We start from the raw sequence: 17901 nt of genomic DNA, 5'->3' as shown, positions 1-17901 counted from the left end.
GCACAATGACGGTCGTGAGTAGACCCGAGATCCCCGCTGAGTTCATTCCCCGCCACGTCGCGATCGTGATGGACGGTAACGGCCGTTGGGCCCAGGAGCGGGGACTCCCACGCACCGAGGGCCACAAACGTGGCGAAAGCGTCCTCATGGACGTCATCGACGAGTGCCTGGATCTCGGGGTCGACTACCTCTCGGCGTACGCCTTCTCCACGGAGAACTGGCGTCGCAGTGCCGAGGAGGTGCGTTTTCTCATGGGCTTCAACCGGGACGTCCTGCGGCGCAGGCGCGACGAACTCGACGCCAAGGGTGTGCGCGTGGTGTGGGCGGGACGGCGTCCGCGGCTGTGGCGCTCGGTGATCTCCGAGCTGACGAGGGCGGAGGAGCAGACCCGCGACAACACCCGCATGACCCTGGCGATGTGCGTGAACTACGGGGGGCGCGCCGAGATCACCGACGCCACGCGGGCGATCGCGACGGAGGTGGCGGCGGGGAGACTGAAACCCCGGGACATCACCGAGAAAACGCTGTCGGCGTACATGAATGATCCGGGCATGCCGGACGTGGACCTTTTCCTGCGTCCCTCCGGTGAACAGCGCACCTCGAACTTCCTGCCGTGGCAGTCGGTGTACGCCGAGATGGTGTACCAGGACGTGCTCTTCCCGGACTTCACCCCCGACCACCTTCGGGAGGCGGTTCTGGAGTACGCCAGGAGGGACCGGCGGTTCGGCGGTGTGAAATGACCGGGGAACCCACCCGCCGTCAACTCAACCGGTGGCGCCGGTACCTGGCCGACGAGCGGGCGGAGGGGGCGGTGTACCGGGAGCTGGCCCGGCAGCGCAGCGGTGAGGAACGCGAGATCCTGTTGGGGATCGCCGAGGCGGAGTCCCGTCACGAGGAGTACTGGCGGGCACGGCTCGGCGACGACATCGGTCTGCCGCGCAAGGCGGGGCTGAAGACCAGGCTGACGGCGTGGATGGCCCGCCGATTCGGCTCGGTGTTCGTCCTCGCCCTGCTCCAGTCGGCGGAGTCACGCAACCACTACCTCTCCGACGACGACGCCACGGAGCAGATGGCGGCGGACGAGGCGATCCACGCGGAGGTCGTCCGGGGGTTGGCGGCCCGGGGGAGGGCCAAGATGTCCGGTAACTTCCGTGCCGCGATCTTCGGCGCCAACGACGGTCTGGTGTCGAACCTGGCTCTGCTGCTGGGCATGTTCGGTGCCGGCGCCGGGCCGGCGACCATGCTCACTGCGGGCATCGCCGGTCTGCTGTCCGGCGCGCTGTCCATGGCCGCCGGTGAGTACGTGTCGGTGACCAGTCAGAAGGAGCTTCTCCAGGCGTCCACCCCGGACCCGAACGCCACCACGGCGGTACCGAAGCTCGACGTGGACCGCAATGAACTCGAGCTGGTCTACCGCGCCCGCGGGATGGACCCGGAATCCGCCGGTCGCAAGGCCCGCAAGGTCTTCGCCGAGCTGTCCCGGCTCAAGGAGATCAAAGACGCTGCCGATGCTGCCGACGCCGCCGACGGGGTGGACGTCGAGGCGGACCTCACCGGGGGCTGGGACGCCGGGACGGACGTTGCCGGCTCCGACACGTCCGACGTTTCCGACACATCCGCCACATCCGTCGCAGGCCCGATGGAGGACGGGGGGTCGGGGATGTCCGCCGCTGTCTCGAGCTTCCTGTGTTTCGCGGTCGGCGCCCTGGTGCCGGTGCTGCCGTTGCTCATCGGGATGGCGGGACTGCCGGCGATCATCGTGTCCGGTGTGCTGGTGGGTGTGGTCCTGCTGGTGACCGGTGCCCTGGTGGGGATGTTGTCCGGCATGTCGCCGTGGAAGCGTGCGCTGCGTCAGCTCGCCATCGGATTCGGTGCGGCCGCGGTGACGTTCAGCCTGGGGTCTCTCTTCGACGTCGCGGCAGGGTAGGCCGGGCGGGGGAGGAGTGCCACGCCCCCGGTGTCAGCGGCCGGCGCAGTCGGCGCAGAGCCCGAACACGTCGGCGGTGTGGCCGGTCATCACGAAACCGTGCTGCCGGGCCACGTCGGAGGCCCACCGTTCGACCGGGCCGCCGTCGATCTCGACGGCCTTCCTGCAGGACGTGCACACCAGATGATGGTGGTGGTGCACTGAGGTGCAGCTGCGGTAGAGCATCTCTCCGCTGTCGTCCTGCAGCGTGTCGATCATCCCCTGGGTGTTGAGCTGCTGGAGGGTGCGGTACACCGTGGTCAGGCCGACCTTGTGGCCGCGTTGGGTCAGGGTGGCGTGGATGTCCTGTGCGCTGGCGAAGGTGGTCATTCCTTCGAGCGTGTCGACCACGGCCGCTCGCTGGCGGGTGTTTCGCTGTCCGATCCGGGGAGTGTTCATCGTGTCCCCCACACTATCTGTTCGCGCAGGGTCGGGTAACGGAACAGGGTTCGGGAAGGTTCGGGGAGGGTCGGGCAGGGGCGTCGGCGGCCCCGGTGTGATCCCTGGAACGTGCAGGTGGGAAGGGATTCTCCGGGAGGGGTGCGACGGACTTGACAGGGGTGGCGGGGCCGCCGTAAATTAGTGCCAGTTCCCCAGGGATGGCTTGTCCCCCCCTAAGTCCATCCCACCAAACGGGGAACAAGGCCCCATCCTCTTCGGAGGACAGCGTGGCCGGGACCCGCGATAACCCCCCCCTTTCGCGGGTCCTTTTTTTATGCGCTGACGGCGCCCGGGGCCCTGGGCGTGACCCGGGGGTGCCCTGGCGTGGCCACCCCGGTATCATGGGCGTGATTGTCTGAACGACCGTCAACCCCACCGTCTACGAGGAGTGCCCCGAGCCCATGGCCGCAAGTAACATCGAGACCGTCGTCAACCTCTGCAAGCGCAGGGGACTGGTGTTCCCTGCAGGTGAGATCTACGGCGGTACCCGCTCCGCCTGGGACTACGGTCCCCTGGGCGTGGAGCTCAAGGAGAACATCAAGCGCCAGTGGTGGCGTCACATGGTGACCTCCCGCAAGGACGTCGTGGGTGTGGACACCTCGATCATCCAGCCGACCCAGGTGTGGGAGGCGTCGGGCCACGTGGACGTGTTCACCGACCCGCTGGTGGAGTCGTTGTACACCCACAAGCGTTACCGTGCCGACCACCTCCTGGAGGCGTACGAGGAGAAGCACGGCCACGAGGCGCCGAACGGTCTCGCCGACATCAACGACCCGGTGACCGGCCAGCCCGGAAAGTGGACCGAGCCGCGCGAGTTCTCCGGTCTGCTGAAGACCTACCTCGGCCCGGTCGACGACAAGGAGGGTCTGCACTACCTGCGCCCGGAGACCGCCCAGGGCATCTTCATCAACTTCAAGAACGTGATGGGCGCGTCCCGTCAGAAGCCGCCTTTCGGCATCGCCAACACCGGCAAGTCCTTCCGCAACGAGATCACCCCCGGAAACTTCATCTTCCGTACCCGTGAGTTCGAGCAGATGGAGATGGAGTTCTTCGTCAAGCCGGGTGAGGATGAGGAATGGCACCAGAAGTGGATCGACGACCGCTTCAACTGGTACGTGAACCTCGGCATCGACCCGGAGAACCTGCGGCTCTACGAGCACCCGAAGGAGAAGCTCTCCCACTACTCCAAGCGCACCGTGGACGTGGAGTACGCCTTCAACTTCGCCGGTTCGAAGTGGGGCGAGCTCGAGGGCGTCGCCAACCGCACGGACTACGACCTGAAGACGCACGCCGAGCACTCCGGTGAGGACCTCAGCTTCTTTGACCAGGAGACCGGCGAGCGCTGGATTCCGTACTGCATCGAGCCGGCCGCCGGCCTCGGGCGCGCGATGATGGCCTTCCTGGTTGACGCGTACTTCGAGGACGAGGCACCGAACACCAAGGGCGGGGTCGACAAGCGCACCGTCCTGCGTCTGGACCGTCGACTGGCCCCGGTCAAGGTCGCCGTCCTGCCGCTGTCGAAGAAGGAGACCCTGACCCCCACCGCGGAGAAGCTCGCTGAGCAGCTGCGTGGGTTCTGGAACGTCGACTACGACGTCTCCGGTGCCATCGGGCGTCGTTACCGTCGTCAGGACGAGATCGGAACGCCGTTCTGCGTCACCGTCGACTTCGACACCCTGGAGGACAACGCGGTGACCGTGCGCGAGCGCGACACCATGGCCCAGGAGCGCGTCAGCCTGGACAAGCTCCAGGGCTACCTCGCCGAGCGGCTCGCAGGCTGCTAGGCGGAACGGACCCGAGGACATGCCGAACCCTGATATCCGATGGTCAGTGCCGTCCGACGGGCACACCTTCCCGATCTACGCCGGTCTACCCAGCGACATGGACCGGGTAGGTGAGTACTCCGTGGAACGGGACGTCGCCACGATCCGTTTCGGTGGTGACACCTGGGCACTGCAGGCGGACAAAGGCCCGGTGATGAAGGCCACGACCGGCGAAGCCACCGGTTCCCAGGTGTTCACCGCCGTCGGCGACGGGAAGACCTTCGGGGCGTCGAAGAACGTCAGCTGCACCGCGGACCGGCACAGGGTGCTGATCCACGCGGAGAGCCGGAAGGACTTCGTCCTCTTCCGGGCCCCCTCTGACCCGGACGCACCGTTGGACCTGGAGGACGCCGAGAAGATCGGCCAGTTCACCTCTGAGAACGGCGGGCTCAAGAACGTCCACGTCTCCTTCGAGGGGGCGGGCGAGAAGCTGCCACTGGATGTCCAGGTGTTCCTGTCGTGGGTGGCGCGTCACGCGATGGAGACGCGGGTGCTGTCGTCTACCTGGCGGCTGTCCCTCTTCCTCCTCGTCCTGATCCCCTTCCTGGTGCTCTACTTCCTCGGCTACATCTGAGGACTCACCTGACAACCTGGAACCGGGCGCACACCATCGCCCGGTTCCTCTGTGCGTCGAGCAGTTCCAGGGTGAGCGGGCGGGGGAGCAGCGGCGCCCCGTCCCCGAGGGTCACGGGGGCGTACTGGATCCACACTTCGTCGAGCAGGCCGGCGTCTGCGAACTGGCCCGCCAGGTCGCCACCGCCGAGGATCCACAGGTCCCTCCCGTCGGCGGCTGTCGTCATCCGTGCATGAACCTCCTCCACCGGCGATGAGGTGAACCGGACGTCCGCACCGTGAGGAGAGGGAAGGTCCCGGTGGGTGAACACCCATGCCGGGACGTCGTAGCCCCAACCGTCGTCGTTGGCCAGGATCCACTCGTAGGTAGTGGCTCCCATGGCGATGGCGCCGATTCGGTCGAGGAAGCTGGTGGGCGACATCGGCCCTTCCCAGTCGAAGTCCTGGGAGGTCAGCCAGTCGAGGGAGTGGTCAGTGGTGGCGATGTAGCCGTCGAGGCTTGACGCGGTGAAGTAGTGGGTGGTCATGGGGCCAGGTTAGTCACTCGAGGGGAAGTTCCTCGGGTGGCAGGCGTGCTGGCCGCACCGGGGCGAGGTCGCGGCTCAGATACTGTCGAAACCGCCCCCTCCGCCGAAACCGCCTCCTCCGCCGAATCCGCCGCCCCCGAACCCTCCGTTTCCGCTGAGGAGGGAACCGAGGAGCATGCCGGCGACGAGATTGCCGCCGCCTCCGCCGCCCCCGTAGTAGTTGTTGCGGCGGTTGTACTCCTCGATGTCGCGGCGGGCCATCTGGGACGCCTGCCGCGCCAGGGCGTTCGCCTCCTGCGCGGCCGTGAACGCCGAGCGTGGTGCGGCCTCGCGCTGCTGGTGTGCGGCGTTGAGTGCCTGGGCCGCAGACTGGGCGGCGGAACGTGCCTCGACACCGATCATGCGGCCACGGGTGTGGATCGTGTCCTCGACGGCTCGGAGGTGGTTCGCCGCCTCGGCGATGGTGCGGTCGACCATACCCAGTGTGCGCTGGTAGGTGTTCTCGGCGCCGCGGGCCTCGTCCAGCTGGATGTCGAGCTGCCCGTCCGCTGCGAGCAGGTCGGAGTAGGTCCCGAGTGGATCACGGTCGCCCTTCTCCCGGGCGGCCTGGAGTGCGTCCTTGGCGTGCTCGACCGCTTTACCGAGCTCGGCCCGGTCGATGTCGGCGTTGCTCGCGGCGAGCTGGGTGGCCTCGGTGATCTCCTCGTCGACCTCCTGGATCAGGGAGTCGAGGTTCTTCTGGGCCTCATGGAGCTGGGATTCCGCGTTCTCCACGGCGGAGAGCTGGCTGTCGGCCTGGCTGATGGCCAGGTGTGCGGCACTGGCGGCGTCGATGAGCTCACCCTGCTGGCCTGCGGGCAGGTTGAGCAGTTCACGTGCACGTGAGATCGCCTTCTCCGCTTCCGCGACCTCGGCTTCGGCGATGTCGGGGTTGTCGGAGACGGAGTCGAGGAGTTCCGGGTTCACCTTGCTGGCCAGGCCCTCCAGGATCTCACGGGACCGGGGGATGCGGGCACGGAGTTCCACTGTCTGCTGGAAGAACCTGTCGACGATCTCAGGGGCGTCGATCAGCTTCTCGCGCAGGGTGGCGAACCTTTCCGCCTGGTCGCGCAGGTTCTGCTCGGCGGTTCCGCAGGAGGAGATCATGTCGATCAGCTGGGCACGCTCCTCACGTTCCCCGCTGACCAGCCCGTTCTGCAGCCGCTGGTGGGTGTCGTAGGCGTTGGCGAGCGCCTTCTTGGACACCTCCAGTGCCTTGCGGAGGTCCCGGGTCCTCTCTTCGCCGAACTCTGCTTCGGCGGTGTCGAGCTCCTGGTGGCCCTTGCGGATCGACTCGTCGGTGCTGTGCAGTTCCTCGCTGGCGAGGGTGCGGAGCACGTTGGTGGGCTGCTGCGACAGGTCGTCGGTGTTCTCCGGGGTGATGGTCCGGGCGGACTCGAGCTGTTCGGCGTCCCTCTCGTGCTTCTTCTTCCGCGAGTACCAGATCGCACCACCGGCGCCGCCGAGGACGACGACCGCCGCTGCACCGCCCCAGGCGTAGGACGATGCGGGGGTGACGTCCGCGATGACGTCGGCGACTGCTTGACCCCCGGCAGCCCAGTTGCCGCCGCTCAGTTTGTCGACGGCTGTAGACCGTACGTCCTCAGTGACAGAATTGGGTACCCGTGGCCCCGGGGCGGTGCCGATTCCGGCACCGGTCTGGGACCTGACGTCCACGACCATGACGAGGACGTTGTCTCCCGGATCCTGGGACAGCAGGTCCTGAGCGAGTGGTTCAACGTCTCCACCGATGTTGTCCGTGTAGACGATGTAGCCCTTCACTCCGGTCTCGGACGGCCCCTTCGCCAGGGTCTCCTCGATGGAGCTGCGCTCGGAGTCAGACAGGACGCCGGCCTGGTCGACCACCTGTGAATCCAGTGTGACGTCGGTGGCGGAACCGGTGTCCGTTGCCGTGCCCTGGGCGAGGACGGAGGCCTCCGCGCCCGCGGTGGCGGTCTGTGCCACAGCAGCCCCTGCACCGAGAAAAGCGCCGGTCCCGAGTCCGAGACCGGCGACGCCCGCGACGGCGACGGAGGCGGCGAACCGTCGGAGTCGGATGCTGGAGGCGGGCCGGGGATGATTCGCAGCGTACATGCACCCCACAATAACGAAATCCACGAACTCGGGTGCGTAGTCTTAGTCGCATGAACGGCAGAACCATCGGCAGCACCGCGGGACGGACGGTCGGTGCTGGTATTCGTGGACTGATCTACATGATCATCGGCACCGTCGTCATCGCCCTGGTCATCACACTGGCCACCGCAGCGCACGTGTGGGCCTACGCGCGCCAGGACAACCGGGCGGACGCGGACACGATCCTGGTGCTCGGCGCGGCCCAGTACAACGGCACCCCGTCGCAGTGGTTCGCCGCACGTCTCGACCATGCCGCGGAGCTCTACCGGCAGGGCGTGTCGTCGCACATCACCACCATCGGCGGGAAACTGGAGGGGGACGTCTACACCGAGGCGGAGGCCGGTGCAGCGTACCTCCGGGACAAGGGAGTCCCCGGAGACGCGATCACCGAGGTCAACGAGGGGATGGACACGCTCGGCTCGGCGGAGGCGTTCGCGCCGGTCGCCAAGGAGAACGGGTGGGACGAGGTCCTGGTCGTCACGGACCCGAACCATTCCCTCCGTGCGACGAACATGGTCGGGGACCAGGGCATGGTGGCGCACGCCTCCCCGACCAGGCAGGGGCCGGCGGTGTCGAGTCGGAAGGAGCAGCTCGACGCGATCATCCACGAGACCGGTGGCCTGCTGTACTACCGGGCGACAGAGGAAGGCGGCGGTGACTACACCGTCGACGAGAAGTAGAGGAGACCGATCACGGTGCAACGGTACGGCTACACCGCCCACGACCTGGAGCGCATCGTCGATGTCCCCGGGAAGTCACTCGGCATCGACGGCGCCGTGCCCGACGCACGCGACGACTTCGACCGCGACCGTGCCCGGGTGCTGCACAGCGCGGCACTGCGCCGCCTCGCCGACAAGACCCAGGTCGTCGGCCCGGGGTCCGGGGACACCCCACGGACCCGGCTGACCCACTCCCTGGAGGTCGGCCAGATCTCGCGCGGGATCGGGAAGACACTGGGGGTGGACCCGGACCTGGCTGACCTGGCGGGCCTGACCCACGACATCGGCCACCCCCCGTACGGGCACAACGGTGAGCGGGCCTTGGACGAAGCGGCGGCGTCGTGCGGCGGTTTCGAGGGCAACGCACAGACACTGCGGATCCTCGTGCGGCTGGAGCCGAAGACCGTCGGACCGGACGGGCGGAGCCACGGCCTCAACCTCACCCGTGCGTCCCTCGACGCCGCGTGCAAGTACCCGTGGGGGCCGACGGCCCCCGACGGCACGGCACGTCGCAAGTACTCCTGCTACGCCGACGACCTGGATGTCCTCGCCTGGATCCGGGAGGGTGCGCCGGACGGGCGGAAGTGCCTCGAGGCACAGATCATGGACTGGTCGGACGACGTCGCCTACTCCGTGCATGACGTCGAGGACGGGATCGTCTCCGGACGGATCAGCATGAACGTCCTGTGGGACCTGGTGGAGCTCGCCGCACTGGCGGAGAAGGGGGCACGGGCGTTCGGCGGTGATCCCGAGGAGCTGCTCGACGCCGCCGACCGTCTGCGGCGGATGCCCCCGGTGGCACGCGCCGCGGACTTCCACGGCACCCTCCAGGACCTGGCGGCGCTCAAGGGGCTCACCAGTGAACTGGTCAGCCGGTTCGTCACCGCCTCGGTCACCGCGACCCGCAGGTCGCACCTGAGTCCGTCGGGCGACGGAGACCGGCGGGTTCCCCTGGGACGTTATGCCGCGGACCTCGTGATCCCTGCCGAGGTGAAGGCCGAGGTGGTGCTGCTGAAGTCTCTCGCCGTGCTCTACGTCATGGACGAGCACCGCCACCTCGCCGACCAGGAGCGTCAGCGGGACCGTATCTTCCGGGTGACGGACTACCTGGCGCAGGGGGCGCCGGGGAGTCTCGACCTGTTGTTCCGTCCGTGGTGGGAGGCCGCGTCGACGGACGCGGAGAGGATGCGGGTGGTCATCGACCAGGTCGCGTCCCTCACGGAGGCGCGGCTGGAGCGCCTGGACCGCTCAGCGTCGGCGATCAGCGCGGCCTGGGGCTGACCCCCGCTCACTCCTCCGCGTCGGGGATCGCGCAGAAGGACTCGTAGTGGTCCGGGGTGTAGTACCAGACGTCGGGATCGGTGTCGGTGCCCCCGCCGACGACGATGCGTCGGGCCCCACGGTGGTCCAGACCGGGGGTCGAGACGGTGTACTCGCGGTAGTAGCCGCCGGACTCCTCGGGCAGCCGACCCTCGTAGTTGCCGAAGTGTTTGCCGTCGTGCCCGGGATGGTCGAAGCCACCGTCACCGAGGATCGAGTCGATCACCTCGTCGGCCTGTTCCGGCAACGAGGCCACCTCGCAGGTCTCTCCGGTTGCCGCGGGGCCGGCGGTGTTCCCGCCCCCGCCGGAGTGTCCGGCGTCGTCGTCACCGGTGACGGCGTCGAGTCCGAGGTATCCGGCGACGAGGAGGACGGCCGCGCCGGCGGCACCGGCGAGTCCGCCGGTGAGTCTGCTGTTCCGAGTGCTCACAGCACGTCAGTACATCACACGGTGTCTAGATGTTCACGTTCGGTGTGACCGACGCGTCCGCCTCCGGCTCGACCCCGGGCACCGTGGTGGACCGGTCGGAGGACACCGGGGTGATCGGCAGGCGCAGTGCCGCAGGGGCACTGTCCGGGACCACGGGCTTGACCGGGCGCACCGGCGTGACCCGCCGGTAGTCGTTGAGCGTGTCGCGCTGGTCGGGGCGGGGGTCGCTCTCGCCCTTGTTGGGCCACAGGGCCGCCGCCCGTTCCGCGTTCGCCGAGATGGACAGTGACGGGTTCACACCGGGGTTGGCGGTGATGGAGGACCCGTCGGTGACGAACATGGTGGGGTACCCCCACACACGGTGGTACGGGTCGACCACGCCGCGGTCCGGGGCCTCGGAGATCGTGCAGCCTCCGAGGAAGTGGGCCGTCAGCGGGATGTTGAACACCTCCGACCACACGCCGCCGGCGATGGCGTCGGGGAAGTGCGCGGCGCCCCGGCGGGTGGCCTCGTTGCCTTCGGGGATCCAGGTCGGGTTCGGCTCGCCCTCGCCCTGACGGCTGGTGAGGAAACGGAGCGGCCCGATCTTCTTGAGGCTGGTGGTCAGGGAGTTGTCCCGGGCCTGCATGACCAGGTTGATCATCGTCCGTTCCGACCAGCCCCGCAGGTCCAGGACCAGCTTGACGGCCGTGGGGTTCTTCGACAGCTGGCGGAGGAACTCCATCCACCGCGGCCACCTGGTGTCCCCGTCGGTCATGAGGGTCTGCAGCAGCCCCATCGCATTCGAGCCCTTGCCGTACCGCACCGGTTCGATGTGGGTGTCAGGTGCGGGCCAGTAGCTGGAGGTGATGGCGACACCGCGGGAGAAGTCGTGGTCCGGGTCGCCCTTCTCCAGGCCCACTCCGAGGAGAGCCTCCGAGTTGGTCCGGGTGAGCTGTCCGAGGTGGTCGGAGAGCCGGGGGAGGGTCCCGTCCTCCTTCGCGCGGTGAAGCAGGTTCTGGGTCCCCCAGGTGCCGGCCGCCAAGACGACGTAGTCACTGGTGAAGGTCCGCCTCTTCTTGCGGCCGACGATCGGTGCGGTGGTCTCGGTGGTCACGGACCAGCCGGTGTCACCGTCCGCGCCGACCTTCTCGATCCCGGTGACCGTGGTCCGGTCGTGCACCGTGGCACCGGCCTGTTCGGCGAGGTAGAGGTAGTTCTTCAGCAGGGTGTTCTTCGCGCCGTGGCGGCAGCCGGTCATGCACTCGCCGCATTCCGTGCACGCGGTCCGGTCCGGACCGACCCCTCCGAAGTAGGGGTCGGCGACGGTCTCGCCCTCGTCCCCCTCCAGTCCGACCTTCTTGCCGAAGAACACCCCGACCGGGGTCATGCGGAAGGTGTCGCCGACCCCCATCTCCTCGGCGACCTTCTTCGACAGCCGGTCGGCGGGGGTGACCGTCGGATTCGTGACCACTCCGAGCATGCGGCGGGCCTGGTCGTAGAAGGGGGACAGCTCGTCCTCCCAGTCGGTGATGTGGTCCCAGGCCGGGCTGTGGAAGTAGTCCTCGCCGGGCTTGTAGAGGGTGTTGGCGTAGTTCAGGGAGCCGCCGCCGACACCGGCCCCGGCGAGGATCATCGCGTCCTTGAGCAGGTGGACGCGCTGGATCCCGTAGAGCCCCAGCTTCGGGGCCCAGAGGAACTCCTTGAGGTGCCAGCTGTTCTTCGCGAACTCGTGGTCGGCGAAACGCCGGCCGGCCTCGATGATGCCGACCTTGTAGCCCTTCTCCGTCAGCCGGAGGGCGGTCACCGACCCGCCGAAGCCGGAGCCGATGATCAGGACATCGTAGTGGGTGTTCTTCATGGTGCCGTGCTCTTCTCTCCGCGGTACGCTCCGGGCGTCATTCCGGGGCGGTGCGGGGTAGTCGTCGATACTGTTTTGCGGAAGATAGAAGTTATCCTAGGGGCACCGGTCCCCGACTTCAGGAGAATCGGGGACTTCGTCCGGGCGGTGGCTATCATGGTCGTCATGGCACGAGGGCGGATTCCGGACACCGACATCGCCGCGATCAGGGAACAGACCCCGATCGAGGAGGTGGTCGGCGAGTATGTCCAGCTCACGCCGGGTGGTGTGGACTCGATGAAAGGGCTCAGCCCGTTCAAGGACGAGAAGACCCCGTCCTTCCACGTGCGACCGAACAAGGGGTACTTCCACTGCTTCGCCACGGGGGAGGGTGGCGACGTCTTCAGCTTCCTGATGAAGATGGAGCACGTCAGCTTCCCGGAGGCGGTGGAGCAGTGCGCCGAGCGCATCGGGTACCGCATCAACTACGAGGGCGGTGGCCCGGTGAACCGGGTCGAGCCAGGTACGCGGCAGCGGCTCGTGGCGGCGAACCGTGCCGCCCACGAGTTCTACATGGAGCGGTTGCGCGACCCGGAGGACGAGGGCGCGGAGACCGCGAGGGCGTTCCTGCGTGACCGGGGCTTCGAGGGGGAGATCGTCGACACCTTCGGCTGCGGCTACGCCCCCGCCGGGTGGGACACGTTGACCAAGCACCTGCTGCGTCGCGGTTTCGAGTTCAAGGAACTGGAGGACGCGGGCCTGAGCAGGATGGGCAACCGGGGGCCGATCGACCGTTTCCACCGGCGCCTGCTGTGGCCGATCCGTTCGGTGGCGGGGGACGTGATCGGCTTCGGCGCGCGCAAGCTGTTCGACGACGACAACCTCGGCAAGTACATGAACACCCCGGAGACGTTGCTCTACAAGAAGTCGAAGGTGCTGTTCGGGATCGACCTGGCGAAGAAGCACATCGCCTCCGACCACCAGGCGGTGGTCGTGGAGGGCTACACCGACGTCATGGCGATGCACGCGGCGGGCGTGCCCACCGCCGTGGCGGCGTGCGGTACCGCCTTCGGTGAGGACCACCTGCAGATGCTGCGTCGTTTCATGGTGGACGACCAGTTCTTCCGTGGCGAGATCATCTACACCTTCGACGGTGACGAAGCGGGCCAGAAGGCCGCGTTGCGGGCCTTCGAGGGGGACCAGAAGTTCACCGGGCGCAGCTACGTCTCCGTGGCGCCGGACGGGATGGACCCCTGCGACGTGCGGATGGAGAAGGGGGACGCGGCGGTCCGGGAGATCGTCGCCGACAGGATCCCGATGTTCGAGTTCGTGATCCGCACGGTCATCCGCGGGTACGACACGCACCACATCGACGGCCGGGTCGAGGCGATGCGCCGGATCGTCCCGGTGCTCGCCGGCATCAGGGACGATGCCCTGCGTGACGAGTACGCTCGCCAGGCCGCCGGATGGCTGAGCTGGCCTGACCCGACCGAGATCGTCAGCCAGGTCCGCGCCGAGGCGGCGAAGGGGCGCCGGGGCAGCCGGGGGCCGGAGCTGAAGGAGGGGGTCGCCCGGCTCGCACGCCGTTCCGCCGAGGCGGAGAAGGCGGGTGCGGCGGCGGGGTCGAACGTCACCTCGATGCTCAGCCGTCCTGACCCGTCGGACATGTACCTGGAACCGGCCCGTGAGGTGCTCAAGCTGATGCTGCAGGAGCCCGAGCTGGTCGGCGCGGACGCGGACGGTCTGCTGCCGGACTCCTTCGAGCACCCCACCTACGTCGCCGTGGCGAAGGCCGTCGCCGCGGCCGGTGGGGTGGGTTCAGTCGGCGACGGGGGCACACATGCCGCCGGGGCGGAGTGGCTGGACGCGGTCACCTCGGCGACGGACGACGTGATGTGCCGTGCGGTGATCAGTGAACTGGCGGTGGAGGAGCCGCGGTGTGAGCGGGACCGTCTGCGGTTCTACGCCGGAGCCGTCGTCGCCCGGATGGAGGAACGCTGGGTCGGCATGGAGATCGCCGAGCTGAAGTCACGGATGCAGCGTATGCGGCCGGACCAGGGCGGAGGCCGGAAGCAGGAGTACAACAACACCTTCGCCGACCTCATGGCGCTGGAGAAGTACCGGCGTACCCTGCAGGAGCAGGCGCAGGCCTACGGTGATCTCCGCGGCTGACGGAGTGCGTCAGGGGTGGCGGCGGGTGAACCGGTCGAACCTGCTCTGGACGGCGGCGCCGTTGCCGTCCTGCTCGCTGACCGGGCGCCCCTTGGAGTCACGCATCCGGGGCTGTTCGCCCTCGATGTAGATGTCCTCCTCGTGTTCGGCGGCGTCGTTCTCCAGGACGGCGTCGCCGTTGATCGCCCCTGAGCCGCGGAGGTCACGCAGTTCCCGCATCCGCGGGTCCGGGTCGAGACGGTCGGCCAGGGCCTTCCGGCCGGCCTGGACGGCCCGGCGGGTGGCGGGGGAGTTGACCGCAGCCTCGTAACCACGCCGGATCTGCTCGTACCTGCGGCGCCCGGCCTTGGTGCCGAAGACGTATCCGGCGGCAGCTCCGATGACCAGCTGGATCATGAAAAATACTCTCCTGGGGATTCGACGCGACGGTGGCGGACTGACTCGGTCCGGGGTGTTTCCGGGGTGCTTCCGGGGTGTGCACGTCCCACCAGCCTACCCTGACTCCCCGGTGTGATCGACGGTAAACATCCGTATCCTGTGTGGGGAACAGGACAGCTGCAGGACGAGAGGGAGTGTCGAGAGATGAGCACAACGGTCAAGGGAGTGATCGCCCGGGGCAAGGGCGCTGAGGTCGAGGTGACTGACGTCGTCGTGCCGGACCCCGGCGCCAATGACGTGGTTGTGCGGGTGCAGTCCTGCGGGGTGTGCCACACCGACCTGGCGTACCGTGACGGAGGCGTCAGCGACGACTACCCGTTCCTGCTGGGGCACGAGGCGGCCGGAGTCGTGGAGAAGGTCGGGGAGGAGGTGACCCATGTCGCCGAGGGTGACTTCGTGGTGCTGAACTGGCGTGCGGTGTGCGGGGAGTGCCGGGCGTGCAAGAAGGGTGAGCCGAAGTACTGTTTCGACACCTTCAACGCCTCGCGGCGGATGACGTTGACGGACGGCACCGAACTGGAGCCGGCGTTGGGGATCGGGGCCTTCGCGGAGAAGACCCTGGTGCACGAGGGGCAGTGCACCAGGGTGAACCCGGACGCGGACCCCTCCGCGGTGGGTCTGCTGGGCTGTGGTGTGATGGCCGGCCTGGGCGCGGCGGTGAACACCGGTGAGATCGCCCGTGGAGAGTCTGTGGCTGTGATCGGCTGCGGTGGTGTCGGCATGGCCGCGATCGCGGGCGCGAAGCTCGCCGGGGCGACGACGGTCATCGCGGTGGACCTGTCGGACGAGAAACTGCGGCGCGCGAAGGACTTCGGTGCCACGCACACGCTGAACCCGTCGGCGCTGGACGGGGACCCCGGGGCCACCGGTGAGGACCAGCCGTTGGTGAGGGCCGTGCACGGTATCCTCGGCGGAGTCGGCGCGGACGTGGTCGTGGACGCGGTCGGTGTGCCGGCCACGTTCACCCAGGCGTTCTACATGCGGGACCTGGCGGGGCGTGTGGTGCTCGTCGGCGTGCCGACCCCCGAGATGACCCTGGAACTGCCGTTCCTGGACGTCTTCTCCCGGGGCGGTGCGGTGAAGTCGTCGTGGTACGGGGACTGCCTGCCGGAACGCGACTTCCCGATGTACACGGAGCTGTACCTGCAGGACCGGTTCCCGCTGGGGGACTTCGTCGATGAGCGGGTCGGCATCGAGGACGTCGAGGCGGCGTTCGCGAAGATGAAGCAGGGCTCCGTCCTGCGTTCGGTGGTGGAGCTGTGATGGCACAGGGCAACGGCGGGGGCAACGGCGGGGGCAACGGCGAGAGGAACAACGTGGAGGGCGGCGCGGGTACCAGCCGGGGTTCCTCCGGGATGTCCGGGTCGGGCCTGCGCATCGACCGGGTCGTGACCCACGGTGTCTTCGCCCTGGACGGCGGTGAGTGGGAGGTCGACAACAACATCTGGGTCATCGGCGACGATGACGAGGTGATCGTGGTCGATGCCGCCCATGACGCCGACGCCATCGTCCGGGCGGTGGGGGACCGGACGGTGCGGTCGGTGATCTGCACACACGCGCACAACGACCACATCACCGTGGCACCGCAGCTGGCGGAGCGTCTGGACACCCGGATCCACGTGCACCCTGGTGACCAGATGCTGTGGAACCAGACCCACCCGGAGGTCGCGCACGAGGACCTGGAGGACGGTCAGGTCTTCGACATCGCCGGCACCAGGCTGCGGGTGATCAACACCCCGGGGCATTCGCCGGGGTCGTGCTGCCTCTATCTTCCGGAGGCGAAGGTACTGCTCAGCGGTGACACGATGTTCGCCGGCGGACCTGGTGCGACAGGCCGCTCCTTCAGCGACTTCGACACGATCATCCAGTCCCTGAGGACGAAGGTGCTGACCCTGCCGGGGGAGACTGAGGTGTACACCGGGCACGGTGACGCCACCTCCATCGGTGACGAGGCTCCCCATCTCGAGGAGTGGATCGCCCGCGGCTATTGATCCGAATACCCCGGAGGGGTACTCTGTGCTCCACTGTGGGTCTGAATGAAGGAGATAGCGTGCCCGAGAACCTGCTCGCCCCTGACACCTCCCCGGAAGCGTCCGGATGCGGTTGCGGACCGCATGCCGACGCAGGCGACGGCTCCGGGGAGTCGCACGGGTACAGCTCGGACAAGAAGCGCTACCTCGCACGGCTGAAGCGCATCGAGGGGCAGGTCCGTGGTCTGCACCGGATGGTCGACGAGGACACCTACTGCATCGACGTCCTCACTCAGGTGTCGGCGGTGCAGTCGGCGCTGAAGGGCGTTGCCCTCGCCCTGTTGGACGACCACATGCAGCACTGTGTGCTGCACGCGGCGCAGCAGGGGGAGGAGGAGGCCATGGAAAAGCTCGACGAGGTCTCCGCGGCGGTCGGCCGACTGCTGAAGTAGCGGGGTGGGTGCGGGGGTCACTGACTGCGGAGCTTTATCAGGAGCAGCGCCAGTCCGCCTGCGAGGAGCCCCCAGAGCACGTTGACCAGGATGACAGGGATGACGGTCACCGGGTTCGCGAGTGGCCCGGCAAGTGAGCCGTCGAGTACCGGGGAGAGTGCCGCGCTCAGCAGTGTCGCCAGGACAGCGTAGGTGATCCCGGCCAGTACGAGGGTCAGTAGGGGGAAGTCGGTGCGCGTGACCATGACAGCGGCCACCCACACCCCTGTGACAGTGAGAGTGAGCACCACCGGGACGACCGCAGGTAGCTGCAGGTCCGCCTGGGTGGCGATGATGCGCACCAGGGGTCTGATCAGTGCGAAGGTGCCGAGGCTCGCGATCAGGTACCAGTTGACTGACCTGCGTTCGGGGGTTGTGTGGGACATGCCTCCGAAATTAAGCGGATTCAGGCGGGTCAGCATCCTCCCGTGTTCCCTGATCCGGTCGCGGCTGAGGGACCGTCGGATACGTCGGAAGGCGACACCGGGGAGAGACTTCAGGCCGATGTGGCCCGCCGGCGACCGGGTTAAGGTGCCCGGCATGTACAAGTCTCGAAGCCTGAAGAAGCATGTGGCCCGTGAACGGGGCGGTTTCTCCCCCGCGGTTTTGTTTACTCTCGCTGTGCTGGGCGTGCCCCGTGTCGTACTCCACGATCTCGGGATCATCCAGGAAGGTTCGGTACTCAATTCAGTGCTGGTATTCCTCCCTCCGGCTGTATGGGTCCTGGTCGCCGTCGTCGCACGCGTCTCGAAGCCTTTCGTCTCCCTTCTGGCGGTGGGGGCGGTCTACGGCGTTCTGCTGGTCGTGGTTCATCAGTTGCTCTGGGGTGTCTCGTTCGACGGGAATCCGCCTTCACTCGGCGGAAATCTGGCTGACCTGGACCCCATGTGGCAGAACGTCATCCTGCGGCTGGCGTCAGTTCCTTCCGGTCTCTTCACCGGCGTTCTGGTGGGAGCGTGCTCCGGGGCAGTGGCCTGGGGCATCAGTGCGGTTGGGCTGCGACGTCCGGGGAACCCGGAAACACGATAGGGTCGGTCATG

Annotated in this window: 17 protein-coding genes and 1 pseudogene; 11 read left to right on the top strand and 7 right to left on the bottom strand. The window is 67.8% G+C overall.

The features are described 5' to 3' along the window. Positions 1-5: 5 nt before the first annotated feature. On the top strand, positions 6-740 hold the full coding sequence (locus Q0A34_RS05120; protein ID WP_291478933.1) for an isoprenyl transferase: 735 nt from the start codon (positions 6-8) through the stop codon (positions 738-740). Then, a complete protein-coding gene (locus Q0A34_RS05115; protein WP_291478932.1) occupies positions 737-1927 on the top strand; it encodes a VIT1/CCC1 family protein in 1191 nt (396 codons plus the stop codon). Before Q0A34_RS05120 ends, Q0A34_RS05115 begins: the two co-directional genes overlap by 4 nt. A 33-nt stretch (positions 1928-1960) precedes the next feature. On the opposite strand, the gene Q0A34_RS05110 is transcribed toward Q0A34_RS05115, so the two are convergent. Next, on the bottom strand, positions 1961-2365 hold the full coding sequence (locus tag Q0A34_RS05110; protein ID WP_291478931.1) for a transcriptional repressor: 405 nt from the start codon (positions 2363-2365) through the stop codon (positions 1961-1963). Positions 2366-2808: 443 nt separating this feature from the next. Between Q0A34_RS05110 and Q0A34_RS05105 the strand changes: the two genes are divergently transcribed. Both Q0A34_RS05105 and Q0A34_RS05100 read left to right on the top strand, forming a co-directional pair. After that, a complete protein-coding gene (locus Q0A34_RS05105; protein ID WP_291478930.1) occupies positions 2809-4191 on the top strand; it encodes a glycine--tRNA ligase in 1383 nt (460 codons plus the stop codon). Positions 4192-4210: 19 nt separating this feature from the next. After that, the gene (locus Q0A34_RS05100; RefSeq protein WP_291478929.1) at positions 4211-4804 is read left to right on the top strand and encodes a hypothetical protein; all 594 of its coding nucleotides are present in this window, start codon (positions 4211-4213) and stop codon (positions 4802-4804) included. A 4-nt stretch (positions 4805-4808) separates the two neighbouring features. On the opposite strand, the gene Q0A34_RS05095 is transcribed toward Q0A34_RS05100, so the two are convergent. Together Q0A34_RS05095 and Q0A34_RS05090 are read right to left on the bottom strand one after the other, a co-directional pair. After that, the gene (locus Q0A34_RS05095; protein WP_291478928.1) at positions 4809-5330 is read right to left on the bottom strand and encodes a dihydrofolate reductase family protein; all 522 of its coding nucleotides are present in this window, start codon (positions 5328-5330) and stop codon (positions 4809-4811) included. A 75-nt stretch (positions 5331-5405) separates the two neighbouring features. Next, on the bottom strand, positions 5406-7463 hold the full coding sequence (locus Q0A34_RS05090) for a TPM domain-containing protein (RefSeq protein ID WP_291478927.1): 2058 nt from the start codon (positions 7461-7463) through the stop codon (positions 5406-5408). A gap of 50 nt (positions 7464-7513) precedes the next feature. Between Q0A34_RS05090 and Q0A34_RS05085 the strand changes: the two genes are divergently transcribed. Together Q0A34_RS05085 and Q0A34_RS05080 are read left to right on the top strand one after the other, a co-directional pair. Further along, positions 7514-8182 (top strand): YdcF family protein, encoded by a 669-nt coding sequence (locus Q0A34_RS05085; protein WP_291478926.1) that lies wholly within the window; start codon positions 7514-7516, stop codon positions 8180-8182. A 15-nt stretch (positions 8183-8197) separates the two neighbouring features. Further along, positions 8198-9502: a deoxyguanosinetriphosphate triphosphohydrolase gene (locus Q0A34_RS05080; protein WP_291478925.1), complete on the top strand. Its 1305-nt coding sequence runs from the start codon at positions 8198-8200 to the stop codon at positions 9500-9502. Between the two features lie 7 nt (positions 9503-9509). Here the strand turns inward: Q0A34_RS05080 and Q0A34_RS05075 are convergent, their stop codons facing one another. Next, entirely contained in the window at positions 9510-9971 is a 462-nt protein-coding gene (locus tag Q0A34_RS05075) for a ribonuclease domain-containing protein (RefSeq protein ID WP_291478924.1), read from the bottom strand. 25 nt (positions 9972-9996) lie between these two features. Continuing rightward, positions 9997-11811 carry a GMC family oxidoreductase gene (locus Q0A34_RS05070; RefSeq protein ID WP_291478923.1) on the bottom strand — a complete coding sequence of 605 codons (1815 nt, stop codon included), beginning with the start codon at positions 11809-11811 and terminating at the stop codon, positions 9997-9999. A 165-nt stretch (positions 11812-11976) separates the two neighbouring features. On the opposite strand from Q0A34_RS05070, the gene dnaG reads away from it, so the two are divergent. Continuing rightward, positions 11977-13962, top strand: a complete 1986-nt coding sequence (gene dnaG, locus Q0A34_RS05065; protein ID WP_291478922.1) for a DNA primase — start codon at positions 11977-11979, stop codon at positions 13960-13962. A 195-nt stretch (positions 13963-14157) separates the two neighbouring features. Here the strand turns inward: dnaG and Q0A34_RS13715 are convergent. Beyond that, positions 14158-14358: pseudogene (locus tag Q0A34_RS13715) on the bottom strand (hypothetical protein); the annotation flags it as partial. Positions 14359-14544: 186 nt separating this feature from the next. Here Q0A34_RS13715 and Q0A34_RS05055 point away from each other — a divergent pair. From Q0A34_RS05055 to Q0A34_RS05045, 3 genes are all read left to right on the top strand, one after another. Beyond that, complete coding sequence (locus Q0A34_RS05055) at positions 14545-15663, top strand: S-(hydroxymethyl)mycothiol dehydrogenase (RefSeq protein ID WP_291478920.1); 1119 nt, start codon at positions 14545-14547, stop codon at positions 15661-15663. A gap of 92 nt (positions 15664-15755) precedes the next feature. Continuing rightward, positions 15756-16391 (top strand): MBL fold metallo-hydrolase, encoded by a 636-nt coding sequence (locus Q0A34_RS05050; RefSeq protein WP_291478963.1) that lies wholly within the window; start codon positions 15756-15758, stop codon positions 16389-16391. 59 nt (positions 16392-16450) lie between these two features. Beyond that, positions 16451-16822, top strand: a complete 372-nt coding sequence (locus tag Q0A34_RS05045; protein WP_291478919.1) for a metal-sensitive transcriptional regulator — start codon at positions 16451-16453, stop codon at positions 16820-16822. A 17-nt stretch (positions 16823-16839) separates the two neighbouring features. Here the strand turns inward: Q0A34_RS05045 and Q0A34_RS05040 are convergent, their stop codons facing one another. Then, positions 16840-17247, bottom strand: coding sequence for a hypothetical protein (locus tag Q0A34_RS05040; RefSeq protein ID WP_291478918.1), 408 nt, complete (start codon positions 17245-17247; stop codon positions 16840-16842). A gap of 154 nt (positions 17248-17401) precedes the next feature. Between Q0A34_RS05040 and Q0A34_RS05035 the strand changes: the two genes are divergently transcribed. Next, a complete protein-coding gene (locus tag Q0A34_RS05035) occupies positions 17402-17890 on the top strand; it encodes a hypothetical protein (protein WP_291478917.1) in 489 nt (162 codons plus the stop codon). The last annotated feature ends 11 nt before the right edge of the window (positions 17891-17901 follow it).

The organism is Corynebacterium sp. (genome assembly GCF_022712195.1).
Taxonomy (GTDB): Bacteria; Actinomycetota; Actinomycetes; order Mycobacteriales; family Mycobacteriaceae; genus Corynebacterium.
This window is presented reverse-complemented; position numbering and strand designations above follow the sequence as displayed.

Bases quoted from the DNA above. Each gene is read 5' to 3' on its own strand.
- Q0A34_RS05100 (WP_291478929.1), top strand. From the start codon at position 4,211: ATGCCGAACCCTGATATCCGATGGTCAGTGCCGTCCGACGGGCACACC.
- dnaG (WP_291478922.1), top strand. From the start codon at position 11,977: ATGGCACGAGGGCGGATTCCGGACACCGACATCGCCGCGATCAGGGAA.
- Q0A34_RS05105 (WP_291478930.1), top strand. From the start codon at position 2,809: ATGGCCGCAAGTAACATCGAGACCGTCGTCAACCTCTGCAAGCGCAGG.
- Q0A34_RS05120 (WP_291478933.1), top strand. From the start codon at position 6: ATGACGGTCGTGAGTAGACCCGAGATCCCCGCTGAGTTCATTCCCCGC.
- Q0A34_RS05090 (WP_291478927.1), bottom strand. From the start codon at position 7,463: ATGTACGCTGCGAATCATCCCCGGCCCGCCTCCAGCATCCGACTCCGA.
- Q0A34_RS05055 (WP_291478920.1), top strand. From the start codon at position 14,545: ATGAGCACAACGGTCAAGGGAGTGATCGCCCGGGGCAAGGGCGCTGAG.
- Q0A34_RS05050 (WP_291478963.1), top strand. From the start codon at position 15,756: ATGTCCGGGTCGGGCCTGCGCATCGACCGGGTCGTGACCCACGGTGTC.
- Q0A34_RS05115 (WP_291478932.1), top strand. From the start codon at position 737: ATGACCGGGGAACCCACCCGCCGTCAACTCAACCGGTGGCGCCGGTAC.
- Q0A34_RS05095 (WP_291478928.1), bottom strand. From the start codon at position 5,330: ATGACCACCCACTACTTCACCGCGTCAAGCCTCGACGGCTACATCGCC.
- Q0A34_RS05110 (WP_291478931.1), bottom strand. From the start codon at position 2,365: ATGAACACTCCCCGGATCGGACAGCGAAACACCCGCCAGCGAGCGGCC.
- Q0A34_RS05035 (WP_291478917.1), top strand. From the start codon at position 17,402: ATGTACAAGTCTCGAAGCCTGAAGAAGCATGTGGCCCGTGAACGGGGC.
- Q0A34_RS05040 (WP_291478918.1), bottom strand. From the start codon at position 17,247: ATGTCCCACACAACCCCCGAACGCAGGTCAGTCAACTGGTACCTGATC.
- Q0A34_RS05070 (WP_291478923.1), bottom strand. From the start codon at position 11,811: ATGAAGAACACCCACTACGATGTCCTGATCATCGGCTCCGGCTTCGGC.
- Q0A34_RS05085 (WP_291478926.1), top strand. From the start codon at position 7,514: ATGAACGGCAGAACCATCGGCAGCACCGCGGGACGGACGGTCGGTGCT.